General features: G+C 40.7%; 17 protein-coding genes (1 of these 17 cut by a window edge). 16 read left to right on the top strand and 1 reads right to left on the bottom strand.

Annotated elements, in window-relative coordinates:
• The 3 genes from IGK61_RS09185 to IGK61_RS09175 all read left to right on the top strand — a co-directional run.
• A protein-coding gene (locus IGK61_RS09185; RefSeq protein ID WP_060793107.1) for a hypothetical protein crosses the window boundary here: on the top strand, positions 1 to 928 show its 3' portion. The gene continues 134 nt to the left of window position 1, outside the view; the window shows 928 of its 1,062 coding nt (coding positions 135-1,062); its start codon lies beyond the left edge, outside the window; it ends in the stop codon at positions 926 to 928.
• A gap of 71 nt (positions 929 to 999) precedes the next feature.
• A complete protein-coding gene (locus IGK61_RS09180) occupies positions 1,000 to 2,007 on the top strand; it encodes a zinc-binding alcohol dehydrogenase family protein (protein ID WP_074536716.1) in 1,008 nt (335 codons plus the stop codon).
• On the top strand, positions 2,008 to 2,721 hold the full coding sequence (locus IGK61_RS09175) for a class I SAM-dependent methyltransferase (RefSeq protein ID WP_074536717.1): 714 nt from the start codon (positions 2,008 to 2,010) through the stop codon (positions 2,719 to 2,721).
• Positions 2,722 to 2,853: 132 nt separating this feature from the next.
• On the opposite strand, the gene IGK61_RS09170 is transcribed toward IGK61_RS09175, so the two are convergent.
• Positions 2,854 to 3,957, bottom strand: coding sequence for an SLC13 family permease (locus tag IGK61_RS09170; RefSeq protein WP_074536718.1), 1,104 nt, complete (start codon positions 3,955 to 3,957; stop codon positions 2,854 to 2,856).
• A gap of 162 nt (positions 3,958 to 4,119) precedes the next feature.
• On the opposite strand from IGK61_RS09170, the gene IGK61_RS09165 reads away from it, so the two are divergent.
• The 13 genes from IGK61_RS09165 to IGK61_RS09105 all read left to right on the top strand — a co-directional run bounded on the left by IGK61_RS09165 (position 4,120) and on the right by IGK61_RS09105 (position 17,721).
• A complete protein-coding gene (locus IGK61_RS09165) occupies positions 4,120 to 5,589 on the top strand; it encodes a helix-turn-helix domain-containing protein (RefSeq protein WP_010748448.1) in 1,470 nt (489 codons plus the stop codon).
• Positions 5,586 to 6,950 carry an FAD-dependent oxidoreductase gene (locus IGK61_RS09160; protein ID WP_074536719.1) on the top strand — a complete coding sequence of 455 codons (1,365 nt, stop codon included), beginning with the start codon at positions 5,586 to 5,588 and terminating at the stop codon, positions 6,948 to 6,950. Before IGK61_RS09165 ends, IGK61_RS09160 begins: the two co-directional genes overlap by 4 nt.
• Positions 6,951 to 7,069: 119 nt before the next feature.
• A complete protein-coding gene (locus tag IGK61_RS09155; RefSeq protein ID WP_017144376.1) occupies positions 7,070 to 7,270 on the top strand; it encodes a hypothetical protein in 201 nt (66 codons plus the stop codon).
• Between the two features lie 318 nt (positions 7,271 to 7,588).
• Entirely contained in the window at positions 7,589 to 8,539 is a 951-nt protein-coding gene (locus IGK61_RS09150) for an ABC transporter permease (RefSeq protein WP_074536720.1), read from the top strand.
• Positions 8,536 to 9,480 carry an iron chelate uptake ABC transporter family permease subunit gene (locus IGK61_RS09145; RefSeq protein WP_074536721.1) on the top strand — a complete coding sequence of 315 codons (945 nt, stop codon included), beginning with the start codon at positions 8,536 to 8,538 and terminating at the stop codon, positions 9,478 to 9,480. The genes IGK61_RS09150 and IGK61_RS09145 overlap by 4 nt, the downstream gene beginning before the upstream one ends.
• Complete coding sequence (locus IGK61_RS09140; RefSeq protein ID WP_074536722.1) at positions 9,477 to 10,235, top strand: iron ABC transporter ATP-binding protein; 759 nt, start codon at positions 9,477 to 9,479, stop codon at positions 10,233 to 10,235. Before IGK61_RS09145 ends, IGK61_RS09140 begins: the two co-directional genes overlap by 4 nt.
• Before the next feature lie 24 nt (positions 10,236 to 10,259).
• Entirely contained in the window at positions 10,260 to 11,231 is a 972-nt protein-coding gene (locus IGK61_RS09135) for a siderophore ABC transporter substrate-binding protein (RefSeq protein ID WP_074536723.1), read from the top strand.
• 190 nt (positions 11,232 to 11,421) lie between these two features.
• The gene (locus tag IGK61_RS09130) at positions 11,422 to 11,754 is read left to right on the top strand and encodes a PadR family transcriptional regulator (RefSeq protein WP_060791991.1); all 333 of its coding nucleotides are present in this window, start codon (positions 11,422 to 11,424) and stop codon (positions 11,752 to 11,754) included.
• Positions 11,751 to 12,710: a permease prefix domain 1-containing protein gene (locus IGK61_RS09125; protein WP_074536724.1), complete on the top strand. Its 960-nt coding sequence runs from the start codon at positions 11,751 to 11,753 to the stop codon at positions 12,708 to 12,710. The genes IGK61_RS09130 and IGK61_RS09125 overlap by 4 nt, the downstream gene beginning before the upstream one ends.
• A gap of 152 nt (positions 12,711 to 12,862) precedes the next feature.
• The gene (locus IGK61_RS09120; RefSeq protein WP_074536725.1) at positions 12,863 to 13,066 is read left to right on the top strand and encodes a hypothetical protein; all 204 of its coding nucleotides are present in this window, start codon (positions 12,863 to 12,865) and stop codon (positions 13,064 to 13,066) included.
• Positions 13,067 to 13,375: 309 nt separating this feature from the next.
• Positions 13,376 to 13,939 carry an alkyl hydroperoxide reductase subunit C gene (ahpC, locus tag IGK61_RS09115; protein ID WP_005226227.1) on the top strand — a complete coding sequence of 188 codons (564 nt, stop codon included), beginning with the start codon at positions 13,376 to 13,378 and terminating at the stop codon, positions 13,937 to 13,939.
• 9 nt (positions 13,940 to 13,948) lie between these two features.
• Entirely contained in the window at positions 13,949 to 15,478 is a 1,530-nt protein-coding gene (gene ahpF / locus IGK61_RS09110) for an alkyl hydroperoxide reductase subunit F (protein WP_074536726.1), read from the top strand.
• Positions 15,479 to 15,825: 347 nt separating this feature from the next.
• Positions 15,826 to 17,721 (top strand): endonuclease MutS2, encoded by a 1,896-nt coding sequence (locus IGK61_RS09105; protein ID WP_074536727.1) that lies wholly within the window; start codon positions 15,826 to 15,828, stop codon positions 17,719 to 17,721.
• Positions 17,722 to 17,937 lie beyond the last annotated feature (216 nt).

The raw sequence follows: 17,937 nt of genomic DNA, 5'->3' as shown, positions 1-17,937 counted from the left end.
CGGTCCTTTAGTAGAAGATAGTGGAAATGTAGTGGATGATTCTTTTGATTCAGCAAAAGAAGAAACTGACTACGAAGATGATTATTATGCTGTAAAAGCGCAAGATCACCAACGAATCGAATCGCTTATTGAGCAAGCCGAAAACGAACTAGCTGATTTAAAATTGAGAAAATCAATTATGGAAGCTGATTTTTCTGGATTGCTTGCTCATTACCGCCAGTTGATTTTAACAGATCAAGATATTTCGGTGATCGCCAAAAAGACATTGCTTGAATACTATGCCTATGAATTCTTGAAACCATTAAAAACGATTCATTTAACTGCTACTGATAACTATGACACATGGAAGACAAAGCATTTCAATGTCCGTTTTCGTTTAACAGAAACAAAGGAGCTCGAGTTTAGTTTCAAACTTAATCCAGTCAATTCTACGTATCAATCTAATTATTTGCCATTGTTGACTATCAATTCAAACTCCCAGTCGGTGGTTGTCAATGATGAACAGATTTTGCATTTAATCAGTCAATGGCATGCGGAGAATATTTTCTCGGTCAATCAGCTGTCGCTCTTTAATTATGATGTCAACTTGGTATTGGCGCATTTAAAAGAATTAGGCTTTACGGTTTCACCAAGCTTGATCGACAATACCCAAACATTGGCTGTCGATATGGAGACGGACTTTGCTGTTGCAGCAGAAGTTCTCGATCAAATTTTCATTATTACAATGGAGAATCAGCAATATGATTTTATCACAGAAAACAAAGGCGAAATTCTTGTTTTACTTGATAAAAATCAACGATTGACGATTCATTTGTATACAGAGTCCACTTTACTAACGATTGATTCAGATCAATGGAAGCGATCCTTATTAGATTTCTTCACAAGCTATCCATTTTTGGTTCCGCTTGTCGTGGAAGGTGAAGAATAAATGTTCTAAATTCATTAAAAGTGCTAGAATGGTTTTTATAACTATTCAGCACTTTTTTTGGAAGGAGCAGTATGATGAAAAACAAAGCACTAGGTTTTTATGAAGGACGATCTTTAGATGAGTCCGATGTATTTATTGAAAAGGAAATTCCGATACCCAATTGCCAAGCAAATGATTTATTGGTGGAAGTACAGGCAGTTTCGGTCAATCCAATCGATACAAAACGACGGCAAATGACTGCTTTAAGTGAAGCGTTCCAGATCCAAGGGTATGACGCCGTTGGGATCGTTAAAGAAATCGGTTCAGCAGTTAATGGCTTTGCCGTTGGTGATCGGGTGTTTTATGCTGGAACCACACAACGACCTGGTGCGAATCAAAGGTTCCAAACGGTTGATTCTCGGATCGCAGCAAAGGCACCAGCCGGCTTTTCTGATGGCGATCTTGCAGCTATGCCATTAACGAGTATTACGGCGTGGGAATTGCTTTTTGAAAAATTTGGGTACGTGCCTGAAGAAAACGCGAATGAAGGATCGATTTTATTGGTCAATGCTAGCGGTGGTGTTGGCTCAATTGCGGCGCAACTAGCAAAATGGGCAGGATTGACAGTCTATGGCACTGCGAGTCCTAAGAACGATCAGTGGCTTAAAAACAATCAAGTGGATCAAGTACTTAATCATCGCTTGCCGTTGGCTGAACAAATCACTGAGCCTTTTTCAGCCGTTGCCATTTTTTATGACGCCTCGGCCTATTTGCCACAATTAACGAAAGCAATCTTGCCGTTTGGCAAAGTCGGAATGATCGTGAATACGAAAGAAGCGCTAGATTTAAATCCATATAAAAACCTCGGCATCGATTTTTATTGGGAGTATATGTTCGCAAAAACAGATGCTCAGTTGATGATTGAAACACAAGGGAGCACTTTGCAACGGATCGCCTCGTTGCTTGCTGACAAAAAGATTCATACGACTGCGGTCCAAACGTTTGATGGAGGAATTACCATCGAGACCTTAAAGCTCGCTACAAAAGCGGTTGAGCAAGGAACGAAAGGAAAGACAGTGATCGCTGGAGGCGTCCGCTAGATGGAAGAAGAGGAAGCGATGCTGTTTTGGGATGAATTTGCCCAAGAATATGCACAGATTCAAAGAGAATCCCAATTGAAAATTGCCGAAGAGGTAGCAGCTTTTTTGGTGGAGCAAAAAGTGTTCCCGATATCGGCCTTCGTTGACTTTGCTGCGGGGACTGGCCGCTACATTTCAGCATTTTATCCTTATGTAGATGAGTATTACGCCATTGATTTTTCAAAAGAAATGTTAAAAATCATTGAAGAAACGATGGAAGATCCGATGAACAAGCTCCATCTGGTTCAGCAGAGCCAAAAAGACTTTTTATCTGCAGACCAGCACTGGCCCTGTATTTTTATGGCAATGAATCCAGCAGTCAGAGACAAAGAAGCATTGCTTCAGTTTCAAAAAAAGGCCCATCAATTGATTATTCTAAGAATGATCGCAGAAGAAGAAAACGTGTTTCAGCCTTATGAAAAAAATCTTTCAGCGAAGAATGACCTGAACCTAAACACTTGGTACAAGAAGTGGTTTTCAGAAGAAGCGATCGATTGGCAGAGTCGGCAATTCGAGTATATTTTGAAGGAAGAGATCGATCAAGAAATATTTCATCTTTATTTTGAGGAGGAGTATTCATTGGAACAACGGAAACAAATGGTTCAACATGTCTTTGGTGAGGCATTGACTGTCGAAAGCCAAACGAAAATCACTTTTGAGCTTCTTTTAGCTTAAGTAAAATCACACAATGGGTATCAAAAAAACGAGATTCTGACATAAGATCAAGAAACAGGTACAGGAGCTAGGCTTCTTTTGGCTGCTGACTGGAAACATCTTATGCTGGAATCTCGTTTTACAGAGAATTTGCTACAATAGAAGGTATACGATGCTGCCTAATAACAGTAAAAAAACGATGTTGACGATAAAAAACAGCTTTTGAAACGTTCTCGCTTCTTTTGGTCTGGCTTGTTTCAATAATTTGTACCCAATCAAATTCGCCAAAGAAGCAATCAATGTACCCAAACCACCAACATTGACGCCCAAAAGAACGGCTTTTTCTAAATCGGTGAAAGGAGCAATCAAAATTGCTGCTGGAACGTTAGATATTCCTTGGGAGAGTAAAATACTACCTAAAAAAGCGCGATGCGTTTCTTGAAAATACGGTCGAATGTGATCGGTGACCAGAGATAGGTCTTGAATATTCCCGACGATCAAGAAGAAACAGAGAAAGGTAAGTAGTAACCGATAATCAACTTTTGCAAATAATCGTTTATTGCTAAACCAAACCACGGCTGCGACGACAAGCACGACGATTGAAATAGGGAGAACACTAAAAATACCAAGAATCATAAGGACAAATAATCCTGCATTAAGCAGCGCTGGCTTTTTTTCAAAGGGTTCTTCTTGCAGGGCGATTTCCAATGGAGTCTTTGGGATGAGCTGGATCGAAACAAGGAGTAATAGTAATGAAAGTCCCACAAAGGTGCCGGTAGTCCACATGAATTGTGGCAGCGAAATCTGATAGTAAGAAAATAAAAATAGATTTTGCGGATTTCCAAATGGAAACAGGCTGCTTCCTAAATTGGCTGCTACGATCAAATAGACAGCGCCTAATAAGACACTGGTGTGCTGTTGTTCTTTCCTCGTTAAGAGTAAATAGATGGGCAATAAAGTTAAGATAGCCACGTCATTTGTTAAAAACATCGAACTTAAGAAGCTTAGCAAGACGATTGCGCGGATCAAGTCACGCAGATTGCGACTTTTTTCCACTAATTTTTGTCCAAATGCTCGTAAAAGACCAGCTTCTTCTAACCCATTGATTACTAACATTAATCCAAACAGTGATAAAATCACTTTAAAGTCAATAAACGACCAACGGAAGGTGCCGAAAAAACACGCAATAAGTGCTAGTAGCAGGGAAATCGAAAATAATCGATCCGTTCGAAAAAATGCTAACATTCGTTTTCCCATAGTTCACCACCTTTCTTCTCAAGAATTTTACCATTCCTATGCTTTAGGAACAATAAATAACGCTTTTTCAATCGAACTCAAAGACATTCAGGCAATTTTTATAGTTGACAAACGACTCATTAATTGGGAAATTAGTATGTGAAAGGTGAAGGAGGTTCAAGAATGAATGTGATGCAGCTGCTTGAAAAAAATCAGCAGGTACATTTTCAAATTTTGGCTGTTTTTTTTCAGAATGGCTCAGAAGTCTCTTATAAAAAACTTGCAAAAACGTTATCCATTTCCGCGCCCACTTTGCAAAAAGAACTTCAAAATCTTCATCAAAATTTAGCTGCTTTCCATGAAGACGCAGCTTTGATCTATTCAGAAAATGATCAAGTGCAATTGGTATTGCCTCTTGATTTTTCCCTGAAGCAATTTTTTTATGCGTATCTTTCAGAAGCAATCGATTTTCAGATATTGTCGTATTTGTTTTTTCATCGAGATGAGTCAACGACAAAAATGATGTTAGAACTGATGTTGAGTGAAGCTTCATTGTTTCGTCGATTCAAAGCGATCAATCAGTTATTGAAAGAATTCGACATCCAATTAAAAAATAAAAAATTGATTGGGGATGAAAAACAGATTCGCTTTTTCTATTATCAGTTTTTTTCACAAAGTTATCCCAATGAAGAATTGATCGCTCGCTTGAATGCACCAGCCATCAACAATTTGATTCGAGTCATTGAAAAACAGTTGCAGACAACGTTTAGTCAAGCAGAGCGTTGGAAAGTCGGGCTTTGGTTAGGCATTATGGAAGCCCGTTTTGATTATCGCGGCTCGCAACAGCATGAAGCCTCGTATCCATTGTTGAAGTCATTGGAAAATGAAGCGATGTTCCAGCTTTTGCGGAATATATTAGGGCGCTATCTCAGTCGTTTTGCCGTATCCTGGAGCGATTATGAAACGGTATATTTCTATTTATTTTTATTAGCTGAAGGCTTGATTCGCCCTTCACTGGATGACTCCTTGCAAAAATCACTTTTCTTCCAAGAGATCGATGCGTTAAATGGGGAGCTGCTGCAGGCCATTGGTGATAGTGAAAGAAAGACTACAGAAACTTCTACGGAATTACGCGTCTTCTTGACGAGTGTGACGATCCAAGCGTTGTATATTCATGGCGGCATTATTGCCTTTGCTGAATTTCAGCCGCAAAGTGTTGCGAATGAGAGCTTGATCGAAGTGGCACAGCAAGCAATCGAACAGTTGGAGAAAAACGTAAACCAGTCCTTTTCTCTTGAGAAAAAGCAGCATTTGACCAATGAATTGCTTTTGATCCGTCAATGGATTCAAGTAAAACAGGAAAAAGCATTTACGGTAGGGATTTTACTGACTCAATCACGATTACGCAGTGGCTTTTTACGGCGCTTTTTGATCAAAGAATTGGCTGGCTATCCGAATATTCACTTCGATGGGACGAAGGAGAAGGACTATGATCTATTGATCGTTGATCATTCTGAGATCTCGGAAGGCTATCGTTATAAAAAACGATTGATTTTAACAGGTGGTGCAACCCCATTTGAAGAAGAGCGGCTTCATCAAATCGTGGATGAAATACGAAATGAGAACCTTGAAAGCGAGTTGGAAAAGATATGAGAATAGTGATTATTGGAGGCTCTCATGCAGGAATTGCTGCTGCCCGTCATTTAAAAAAAGTTGACCCAAAAGCCGATGTGATAATTATAGAAAAATCAAGCGTTCTTGGTTATGTTGCCAGCAGTTTGAATTTAGTACTGGAAGGTTACATTCAGCGTTTGGAAGATTCCAAAACGGCAACTGCCAGTGAACTTCTTTCAGAAGGAATCAATGTGATGCTAAACAGTGAAGTCACAAAAATCTTTCCGCAAGAACAAACGGTTCATTTTGTCACATCAACGGAATCTTATCAGCAAGAAGATGAAGTGAGTTATGATGGCTTGATTTTGGCGATGGGATCGAGTACTTTCCGTTCGGAGTTTGCCTCAGATGTCGAAGCACATATAACGACCTACAAAACCATTGGTCAATCAAAGCAAGCATTAGAAAAAATCGAGAATGCCCAAACCGTTGCGATCGTCGGCGCTGGTCTGATCGGGTTTGAATTAGCGGAATCTTTAAGCGGACAACAAAAAGCCGTTCATTTGATCGATCGCATGGATACGCTGTTGTTCCGTTATTTTGATCATGAAATTGCCAAAATTTTGATGGAACGCTTTCCTAAAAATTTGCAGATCTATCTTAACAGCAATGTCGCTCATACGATCAAAAATGAGAAAGGCGATTATCAAGGAATTGAGCTGTCAAATGGAACGGAAATTCAAGCTGACGTGGTCGTTTATGCTGTCAATCCACGTCCAAATGTTGCGCTAGTAGAAGATTTTCTGAAATTAAATCTGGATGGCACGGTATCGACAAATGAGTATTTGCAAACGTCTGACCCAGCGATTTATGCAATTGGGGATCTTGTTTCGATCCCATTTAATCATTCGGATAGCTCCTTGTATATTCCTTTAGTAACAAATGCTTACCGCACCGGGATCGTTGCTGCCACCAATTTATTGGCAAATGAACGGGGAACAACGAAAATTCCTTTTCCAAAAATGCAACGGACCGTCGTCAGTAAATTGTTTGGCTATTTCGTCAGCAGTTCAGGTATTAATGAGACCGAGGCACCGTATTACGGCTTTGAAGTAGATTCAGTGACGCAAACATTTCATTCTCGGACATTTTTCGCGACAGATGAGGATTTTGAAGTAACGTTAAAACTGATTTTTGATCAGCAAACGAAAGTGATCATGGGGGGACAAATCATTACGAGTGATCGTGGAAGTTTGGAGATCATCAATACGATCTCAACCTTGATCAATAGCAAGACGACCTTGCACCAGTTAGCAACAATGGATTATTTTTTCAATCCAACCATCTCATTTCCACTGCACTTTTTGAATCAATTGGCCCTTGATGGCTTGTTAAAGTAAAATAGTAAGTCTTGATAAACCTGCGATGATCGCAGGTTTATTTTTGTGAATTGACATTAATCGAGAGAAAATAGCAATTGCGCCCATGAAAGGTATCGCGTATTAAACCAGGTGGGGTTGTGCTGAACTTTGATGCCAACTGGTATCGCTATCTTTTTGATGAAGAAACTCGTAAAAAATATGACGACGCTCGTTTTATGACTGAACGATTTTTGGTAAAGGATTGTTATCGGCAGACGAATGTTCCTTGGATGGAAACGTTAGCTCATCAGTACTCTTTATCTGAAAAGCTACGCCTAGCATGGGATGAGCATGTGTGAACTACACAGGGGGTTCAACAAATTGAAACGAATGAACGTGTGAATGATTTGTTATTGAATGAAACTCAGAAGTTGAATCTAGCCTTCTCAAGTATTTATTTGATTTAAGCGATTAAATAGGCTCCGTTGAGAAAAAAAGACGTGCTCGCAGTCTTTTATAAGAGAAAAATATCACATAATCCCTTGCCTTCGCAGATTCGTTTTCACTGAAATTGCGTTGGTAAAGGGATTTTTAAAAAAAATTCTTGTGATTTTAAGTGAAATACGGTACCCTATTAAAGAGAGTGAGAATCATTCTCAATAAGGAGGGGGCGGGGCATGTTGAAAAAAATCGGATTACTGCTGATCTTGATTTTTCTTGTGGGCTGTTCCTTACTCGTAGGAACTCATGAATTATCATTAAGTGGTTTACAGCAGGGTGATCCGAATCATTGGCTTGTTTTGGTAAAAGTTAGGCTCCCACGGACAATCAGTTTGATTATTGCAGGTGGAATCATTAGTTTATGTGGGAAAATCATGCAACATATGATGCAAAATAAATTTGTGGCATCTGAGTCGATCGGGTTATCTGATAGTGCTCGTTTAGGAATTTTGCTAGTCATGCTTTTTCTGCCAAATGCTTCAAACTTGATTCGGACAACCGCAGCATTTGTGTTTGCTTATGCAGGTGTTTTGTTCTTTTTATTTTTAAGCCAATTTCTACCAAAGAAAGATCCAATGATGCTCCCTTTGACAGGGGTGATGTTCGGTAATATCATCGGTGCCATTAGCAGCTTCTTGGCCTATCGCTTCCAATTGGTTCAAAATGTCTCTTCTTGGCTTCAAGGAAACTTCGCTACCATTATGGCTGGCCAGTATGAACTTTTGTATTTGACGATTCCAGTATTCGGTCTGTTGTATTTCCTAGCTTATGAAATCACGATTGCTGGTTTAGGAGAAGGTGCCGCCAAGAGTCTAGGGATCAATTATCTGTTTTTACGCTTTGCTGTGTTCGCTCTGGTGGCGTTTGCCAGTAGTGTCGTTTTATTGACCGTTGGACAAATCCCTTTTCTAGGAATCGTTATCCCAAATATGATCGGCATGGTCTTTGGGGATCATTTGAAGAATAATCTACTGCTGATCAGCTTTGCTGGAAGTGCATTTTTACTTTTATGTGATGTATTGGCACGCATCGTGATTGCTCCGTATGAGATGCCCGTAAGTGTGGTTGCCGGTGTACTAGGTGGCTGCTGCTTCTTGATTTTGCTGCTGGGGAGGAAGTTTCAATGAAGAAAAAACTCTTTCTTTTGTTCTTTCTGATCCTTTGTGCCGCTACTGCCTATCTGACCTATAACACCTATGGTAATTGGTCATTTGCTTTTGCATTGCGGGGCCGTCGGATCTTCGCCTTTGCTCTGGTGGCGATCGCAATTTCCTTTAGTACGATCACCTTACAGACTATTACGAGCAATCGCTATTTAACACCAGGAATCTTAGGCTTGGATCAACTATATGTCCTGGTTCAGACCCTGTGTTTCTTTTATATTGGCGGGATCCAGATGCTAAGCCAAGAAACAGCAGCGATGTTTTTATTTTCTGTCAGTCTGACTGCCATTCTAGGAAGTTTATTGATCGGTTTTTTCTATCAAAAAGCCGTCAACGGGTTGTTTTTGTTGTTGATGGCTGGAATGGTATGCGGCACGATGTTCAGTAGTCTGAGCACGTTTTTGCAAGTCTTGATGGACCCGAATGAATATGATTTACTGCAAGGACGCTTATTCGCTAGCTTTGGCAATATCAATACGCAACATCTCTTAATTGCTGCTGTGATCATTTTGATCGGTAGTAGCTGCCTGATTCTGTTGATTCCAGAATTGAATCTATTACATTTAGGAAGCGGGCAAGCCAAAAGTCTAGGCGTTCCTGTTCAATGGCTTCATAGAGGTATTTTATTTTTGATTGCGCTTCTGACAGGTACCGCTACGGCACTCGTAGGTCCAGCTGTTTTTCTCGGCTTTGTAGTGGCAACGATCACCTATCAGCTTTTTCCCACCTATCGCCATGGGTGGTTGTTTGCGGGTGGCAGCCTGATTGGTTTTCTCCTGTTAGTAGGAGGGCAGTTCTTAGTGGAACAAGTGTTTCAATGGCAAACGACCATCGGCACCGTGATCCAATTAGTAGGCGGCGTCTTCTTTATAAGCAAATTGCTGCTGGAAAGGAAAAAATCATGATCGAAACAAAAAATGTATCCAAAAATTATGCGAAAACACAGGTGTTGACCGAATGTTCTTTAGCATTACCTGAGCAGAAAATGATTGCCTTTATCGGGCCTAATGGTGCGGGGAAAAGTACCTTACTCTCCTTGGTCAGTCGGATGCTGGACCAGAGAACTGGTGATATTTATTTAGATGGAACTGAGATTCGCCAATGGAAATCCAAAGAGCTAGCCAAAAAAATGGCTTTTTTGCAACAAAGCAATCGCTATGCAGTCAATCTGACTGTAAGAGAACTGGTGGCATTTGGTCGCTATCCGTATAACCGCGGGCGACAATCGGCAGCAGATGATAGGATCATTGATGATTCTTTAGCTAAGCTATCCCTTACCGAATACGCCAATCAATCGATCCATGAGCTTTCTGGTGGTCAGCTACAACGAGTTTACTTGGCGATGATCTTGGCTCAAGATACAGATTATCTGCTGTTGGACGAACCGTTAAACAATCTAGATTTGAAGCACGCCAACCAGCTGATGAAGCTATTGACCACCTTGGTGGAAGACTATCAAAAAACCGTTGTGATCGTTTTGCACGACATTAATTTTGCCGCTCGCTACGCCGATCACATCGTTGCCATGAAAAACGGTCAGATTTTTAAAGCGGCCGACACTGAGGCTGTGATCCAGGAGCAAGTGTTGGCATCGTTATATGAGATTCCAATCAAACTGGTACAAGTGGATGGTCGGCAATTTTGCTATACCTTCCAATAAAATGTATTTCTAAGGAGGAAAAAAATGAAAAAAATTGTAGTAAGCTTTATGAGTATTTTCGTATTAGCGGGGTTGACCGCATGCGGATCAAATAATACTGGTACAATCGAATCGACAGGGACACAGCAAAGCCAAACTGCTCAGAGTGAACAGACACCGACAGAGGTTGAAATCACTGATAGCAATGGAACCGTTACTGTTCCTTATGCACCAGAAAAAGTGGTGGTTTTTGACAATAGTGCCTTAGACACGATGGATGCGCTTGGCCTTGGGGATCGAATCGTTGCTGCTGCGACCAGCAATTTACCAGATTATTTATCAGCGTATGCAGATGTTGAATCAGCAGGGGGAATCAAAGAGCCTGATTTAGAAAAAATCAATCAACTGCAGCCAGACCTAATCATTATTTCTGGGCGACAACGTGATTTCCAAGAGGAATTGTCTGCAATCGCGCCAACTGTTATCTTAAGCGTTGACAATAGTGATACTTGGGCATCGATCGAAGCCAACATTACGACCATTGGTCAAATTTTTGGTAAGGAAGAGGAAGCGCAAGAACAACTAGCATCGTTACAAGGTCAGATCGATACCTTGAAGGAGCAAGCGCAAAATGCTGACGAGAAAGCCTTGGTTGTTATGGTAAATGAAGGCAATCTTTCTGCTTTCGGTCCAGGTTCTCGTTACAGTATCTTGTATGATACATTTGGTTTCCCTGCAGTAGATGAGGAATTAGAGGCGTCGACACATGGACAAAGTATATCTTATGAGTATTTGCTTGAAAAAAATCCTGATATCATTTTCGTGATCGATCGGACAAAAGCGATCGGTGGCAATGAAAGTGAAAGTGAATTTGTTGCAAATGAAATCGTCCAAGAAACAAATGCTGGGCAAAACGATCAAGTCATTGAATTGGACGCTGCGGTTTGGTATTTAGCAGGTTCAGGCTTGGAGTCGATCCAACTAATGATGGACGATGTCAAACCAGCCGTTGAATAAATAGGTGAGAAAAGCAATCAAGTAATAAGGGAAACGCTTATCAGTAGACTGAGAACGCGTGTCCCTTTTTATTTTCCTTTTTTCTAAGACCTGCGACTGATTTTTGATAACTTTATCAGCTTTACTTTACCTGTCGTAGTAATTGTTTTATAATTAGTACGACAGATGAAGTAATTTAGGAGGCGATTGCGTGATCTCGAGTGACGGAATTCGCGGCTATAACGACGCAATCATTTTATCCATTCTTTCCAATGAAGATTCTTATGGATATGAAATATCCAAGCGTATTCGCGAAGGAACAGATGCTTTATATGTGATCAAAGAAACGACGTTGTATTCCGCTTTTACTCGGCTAGAAAAACAAGGATTGATCCGTTCGTATCCAGGAGAAGTGACACATGGCAAAAAGCGGACCTATTACCAGATAACTGCAGACGGAAAAGCAAGCCTTACGGAGAAAATATTGGAGTGGCAGCAGACAAAGATCGTCGTTGACCAGTTCTTACAAGGAGGAGACAAATGAAAACCATTCATGACTATCTAGACAGCTTATTTTTATCAGTACCCATCACACCAGAAACCAAGAAGGCAAAAGAAGACCTCTTAGCGATTATGGAAGACCACTACTTGGAACTGATTCACCAAGGGAAAAGTGAGCATGAAGCCATTGGTGCAGTAATCAGTGAGTTTGGTTCCGTAGACGAGCTGTTGCAAGAGTTAAATGTTTCAAAAGAAGAAGCGCCGATTGATGATTGGTCCGATGCCATCACAGAAGACGATGCGTTTGATTATTGGGGAACTGTGCGACACTTTGCTTTCTCGTTATCTATAGGAATCGGTTTTTGTATCGCATCCCTAGCAGCCTTGATGCTCTTTGTTAGTATATATGCTGAGACCTTTGGAATAATGGTGATGTTTCTTTTTATCGCCATCGGGGTCGGTTTTATTATCTCTAGCAGCTTGCACTTTTCCGGTGCTCGTAAACAGTTGGATGATCGTCCAATCAAAAGGGATGCCAAACGAGAAGCCGCTCAGCAACTCGCAAATTATGAAAAAAGTTTTCGGATTGGTCTTGTTTTAGGAATTGGTGCCTGTATTTTATCAATTGCGCCTGTACTTTTAAGTGAAGTGTTTTATTATTCTGTTGAATTTGGGATTTCCTTGTTTTTCTTGACGGTTGCAGCAGGTGTTTTCTTTATTATTTATGTAAGTATTATCCGTACAGGCTTTGCGAAGCTGGCAACTGAGACGTATTTTATTCGCGACGAAGACCATCCGGGGGATCGAGCAACACGTCATAAATATGGCGAATCCGCTGGTAGAGTTACCTTTTTTCGAACAGTCTACTGGCCAGTGATTTTGGTCGTTTACATGCTTTGGTCCTTCATGTTTCATGCATGGGCTTACTCTTGGGTCATTTTTGTTATTGGTGGTGTCTTAGAGGACTACTTTATCGGACATACGAAAGCAAAAAAATAAGAGACACTTCAATCGAGAGTGCTTTCTTTACTTTTAAAAAAAGGAAGATTATAATACGCCTTGTAACTGAACCCATCAAAAAAGAACAGCGAGAAATGAAGTTCTCTCAATGCTTTTTAAGAGTTCAGAAAACAAGAAAAGAGGCAATGGATATGTTAGAAATTCATTATCTGAAAAATGGCAGCAAAGAAATAGCAACAGTCGAATCCCCGGAGCGCTTTCTTGCGAGCCAATACTTGGAAGTTCCACCTTTTCAAGACCATTACCCAGTCGAAGAAGTTTTTTTAGACGGCAAGCGGATCACGTTGAGGGAGCGAACGATCAGTGGATTGTTCAACTATTTAAATACTAAATAAAAAAATTGTCTTTTTCTATGACTCACGTTACTTTGTGAGGAATCATAGGAAGAGGCAATCTTTTTTTGTTTAATTGAGAATAGGAGATGTAATTGAGAATCTAACAGGTAGGAACTTTGCTTAGATATGATTAACCAAACTTTTTTACTATACTCTATTTGTGTTGGATAGAAAATAAATATGCTCATTTCTGAGGAGGATAACATTTTTTTTGACTATTTCTGAATAAACTATTGCTTTTTATAGTTAGATATACTAATAATTAATAGAGATTATTCTCAAATAATTATTCTAATTGGAGGAAATGATATGTCATTAATTGGAAAAGAGATTGGTTCATTCGAAGCGAAAGCTTACCACAATGGAAAATTTATCGATGTTTCATCAGAAGATTTTAAAGGAAAATGGAACGTTGTTTGTTTTTATCCTGCAGATTTCTCATTTGTTTGTCCGACAGAGCTTGAAGATTTGCAAGATCAATATGCATCATTAAAAGAATTAGGCGCAGAAGTTTATTCTGTATCAACAGATACTCATTACACCCATAAAGCATGGCATGATCACTCTGATGCCATCAATAAAATCGAATATATCATGATTGCAGATCCTTCTCATGTGATTTCAGAGATCTTTGATGTACTAGATGAAGCTTCTGGGTTGTCTCAACGTGGAACATTCATCATCGATCCAGATGGCGTAGTCCAAACAGTTGAGATCAATGCGGACGGTATCGGTCGTGACGCTAGTGGCTTGATCGATAAAATCCGTGCTGCACAATATGTCCGTACTCATCCAGGTGAAGTATGTCCTGCAAAATGGAAAGAAGGCGAAGAAACTTTAACGCCAAGCTTAGACCTTGTAGGCAAGATTTAGGAGGCTCTCATGGCATTAGATAAGGCAATCAAAGACCAACTGACACAGTATCTCGCGATGCTAGAATCAGAGGTTGTTTTTGCGGCAACTTTAGGTGAGGATGATTCTTCCACGAAAGTACGTGAATTCTTAGAAGAAATCGCAGAAATGTCGCCAAAAATCACGATCCAAGCTGTAGCAAGTGAACGGACACCAAGCTTTTCGATCAATCGTCCCGGTGAAGAAAGCGGCATCGCTTTTGCTGGTTTACCGTTAGGACATGAGTTCACTTCGTTTATTTTAGCGTTGCTTCAAGTAAGCGGTCGTCCGCCGAAAATTGACGAAACACTTCAAAAGCGCATCAAAGCGATCGATAAGCCATTACATTTTGAAACCTATGTCAGTTTGACCTGCCATAACTGTCCTGATGTTGTTCAAGCGTTAAATATCATGGCAGTGCTAAATCCTTCCATCAGTCACACTATGATCGAAGGTGGGATGTTCAAAGAAGAAATTGACAAGAAAAAAATTATGGCTGTGCCAACCGTCTTTTTAGACGGTGAAGAATTTGCAAGCGGCCGTCAAACGATCGAACAGTTGTTGGAAAAAGCAGCTGGTCCGACGAGTAAAGATGACTTTGCTGAAAAAGAGCTTTTCGATGTGTTAGTTGTCGGTGGCGGACCTGCAGGCGGAAGCGCAGCGATTTATGCAGCGCGTAAAGGCATCAATACTGGGATGGTCGTCGAAACAATGGGTGGACAAGTAATGGAAACCCTGGGGATCGAAAACATGATCGGTACTCCTTATACCGAAGGACCAAAATTAATGCGTCAGGTAGAAGAGCACATCAACGAATACAATGTAGATGTGATGAAAGGGCAGCGTGCGAAAGATATTCGCCGCAATGACGTCATCGAAGTTGAATTAGAAAATGGTGCAGTATTAAAAACCAAAACGGCCATTTTAGCAACTGGCGCTCGCTGGCGTAACATCAATGTTCCAGGAGAAAAAGAATTCAAAAATAAAGGTGTTGCCTATTGTCCACATTGTGACGGCCCGTTATTTGCTGGGAAAGAGGTTGCTGTCATTGGCGGCGGAAACTCTGGGATCGAAGCAGCGATCGATTTAGCTGGCATGGCAAAACACGTCTATGTTCTTGAATTTTTACCAGAACTAAAAGCGGACCTTGTGCTACAAAACCGTTTGAACACGTTAGAAAATGTGACTGTTATTACGAATGCGGCAACGAAGGAAATTGCTGGATCCGATCATGTCGAACAATTGACCTACATTGACCGTGAAACGAATGGCGAATTCACATTAGCTGTTGAGGGTGTCTTCATTTTGATTGGCTTAATGCCGAATACTGAATGGTTAAAAGACCGTATCGTTTTAAACGAGCGTAATGAGATCGTGGTAGACAAACACGGTGCAACCAACATTGAAGGGGTCTTTGCAGCGGGAGATTGTACCGATAGTGTATACAAACAGATCATCACTTCAATGGGTTCAGGTGCCACTGCGGCATTAGGTGCCTTTGATCACCTGATTCGCTCGTAAGCATCTGCATCATTTAAAATCTAAAAACGTCTCAGGGGCTTCTAGGAGCTGCTGAGCGTTTTTTCTTTTTGTAAGGGCAGTTTGGGTGCAGTTGACAGACGGACAGCTTCTATATTACAATGAAAAAAACTCGTTCAAAAAAGAAAGAGGTATATTGATGAGTGTCGTAGGTATCTAACCAGCCAATTAAAACAAATAAGCAAAAACAGACTGTTTATTTGTTGTGCCTGTAGATACCGATAAAAATCGTTATTGATGAATCAGGTGATGGGAGACTGTCGCTTTTTTTGTACACTTTTTTGGACGGGGATGTTACCGGGATCCTCAGGCACAAGAAAGGATTACTCATGAATATACCAAAAGCAACTGAATTTGAACAAATCAAAGAACAAGTAAGTAAAAAAATAATCAGTGATTACGGCAAAGCGCGCTTTGCGAATGAAAAACCAGCAGCGACGATCCACTCTGCGCAAAAACGAGTGACAGAGACCACTGAAGCGATGGCGCTATTAGCCGCCGGTCGTCAAGTCCCTTTCATGGGGCTGCAGCATGTCTTACACCATACGGAGAAAATTGAAAAAGGGTTTGTTTTAGAACCACAGGAGCTTATTGAATATGGAGACTTTTTACGGTCTTTTCGAATCATCCGTCAATTGTTCGAAAAGAATCAATCGATCGCCCCAAAATTACATCAATATGCGCAAGGTTTAGAAGACTTTTCTGAAATCGCCGAAATGATTTTCCAAAAGATTCGCAATGGTCAGGTTGATAGTAATGCCAGTCGAGAATTGCGGAAAATTCGCGGTACGATCGAAAAATATGAAGCTGATCTGAAAAAAGTTTTTGCAAAGTTTTTTAAGGAAAGTCGCTATTTACAAGAAAATCGTGTCATCAAAAAGAACGACCGATATACATTACCCGTGCGTGCTGAATTCCAACAGCAATTCAAAGGAACGATCATTGAACGTTCCAATAAACGAGCGACTGTCTTTATTGAACCGGAGGCAGCTGCCCGTCTAAATGATCGATTGATCTTGGCGCAAGCAGAAGAAACAGCCGCTCAATACCAAGTGTTGTCAGAGTTGACAGGGGCGATCGCCGAACAAATGAATGCCGTGTTTGCCTGTCTTGACATTTTAGTTGTGCTGGATATTATTTTTGCTCGGGGAAAATATTGCCGGGAAATCAATGGGCAACCGATAACTATGACTGAGGAAGAAGTCTTGCTTCTTGATCAAGTCCGCCATCCTTTGCTGGGGCGTGATGCGGTTCCTCTTTCTTTAAAACTTGGTGAAGAAAACCGCTGCATGGTCATCACGGGGCCCAATGCTGGGGGCAAGACCGTTGTCTTAAAAACCGTCGGACTTGTTTGCGCAATGGCTCATTATGGGTTATTTCCAGCGCACAACGGCAAGAGCAGTGTACCGTTTTTAAAAAGTCTTTGGATGGATATTGGCGATCAACAAAGTTTGGAAAATTCTTTAAGTACCTTCTCTGGACACATGTCGAACATTGCTCAGATTATGAAGAATGCTACCCGACACAGTATTGTTTTATTGGACGAAATCGGCAGCGGCACTGAGCCCAATGAAGGGGCTGCTTTGGCGATCGCCATCATGGAATCCATCTATCGCTCAGGAGCTTTAATGATCGCAACAACGCATTATGGTGAAATCAAGCAGTTTGCCGTCGATCATCAAGATTTCGAAACAGCGGCAATGGCTTTTGATGCCAAAACCTTGACACCAAAATATCGCTTGCTGACGAATGCAGTCGGTGATAGTAATGCGTTTTGGATTGCCGAAAAGATGGCGATCCCCGCTGACGTAGTCCAAACAGCAAAGGAATATTTAAAGCATAAAACCTATTCTTTTGAGAAGGAACCTTTTGAAAAGGGGAAGAAACAAACCCCTCAACAAGAAGCCAAGATAGATCTTATTTTTCAAAAAGGAGACTTGGTCTTTTCAACAGAACATAACCAGCGCGGGCTTTTTTATGAGTATTTGGAACAAGGACAAGCGAAAATTTCAATTGAGAAACAATTTTTTGTTGTTGCCGCACGTCGCTTGCAACTCCTCACAAAGCGAGAGGTGCTCTATCCCGCAGGTTATGATCTTGATCAGCTATTCGTTGAGTTTGCGCAGCGCAAGTTTACTCGAGATATTGAACGGGGATCAAAAAAAGCGCAGAAGCAGTTACGAAAAGCAGCGCAAGAACGGCAAACCAATCGACCCGTGGATTGATAGATAAAGAAAATTTCATTCGATAGACCAAAATCAAGCAAGCAGTCCTTTTTCAGCACCTAGAAAAAGGACTGCTTTTTTTTTTATGTTCGTTTTTTTAATAACGTCCTTTATCGATGCCGTTCCTTTGTTTGGATGATTATTTTGGTTGTTTTTTCTTTATAGAGCAGAAAATATTCGAAATATCTAAATTCTTTAAGAAAAGTTAAAGAAAAA

The sequence above is a fragment of the Enterococcus sp. AZ063 genome (assembly GCF_051715045.1).
Classification (GTDB): Bacteria; Bacillota; Bacilli; order Lactobacillales; family Enterococcaceae; genus Enterococcus_D; species Enterococcus_D casseliflavus.
The sequence above is the reverse complement of the archived record's forward strand: the minus strand, read 5'-3'. Positions and strand labels throughout refer to the sequence as shown.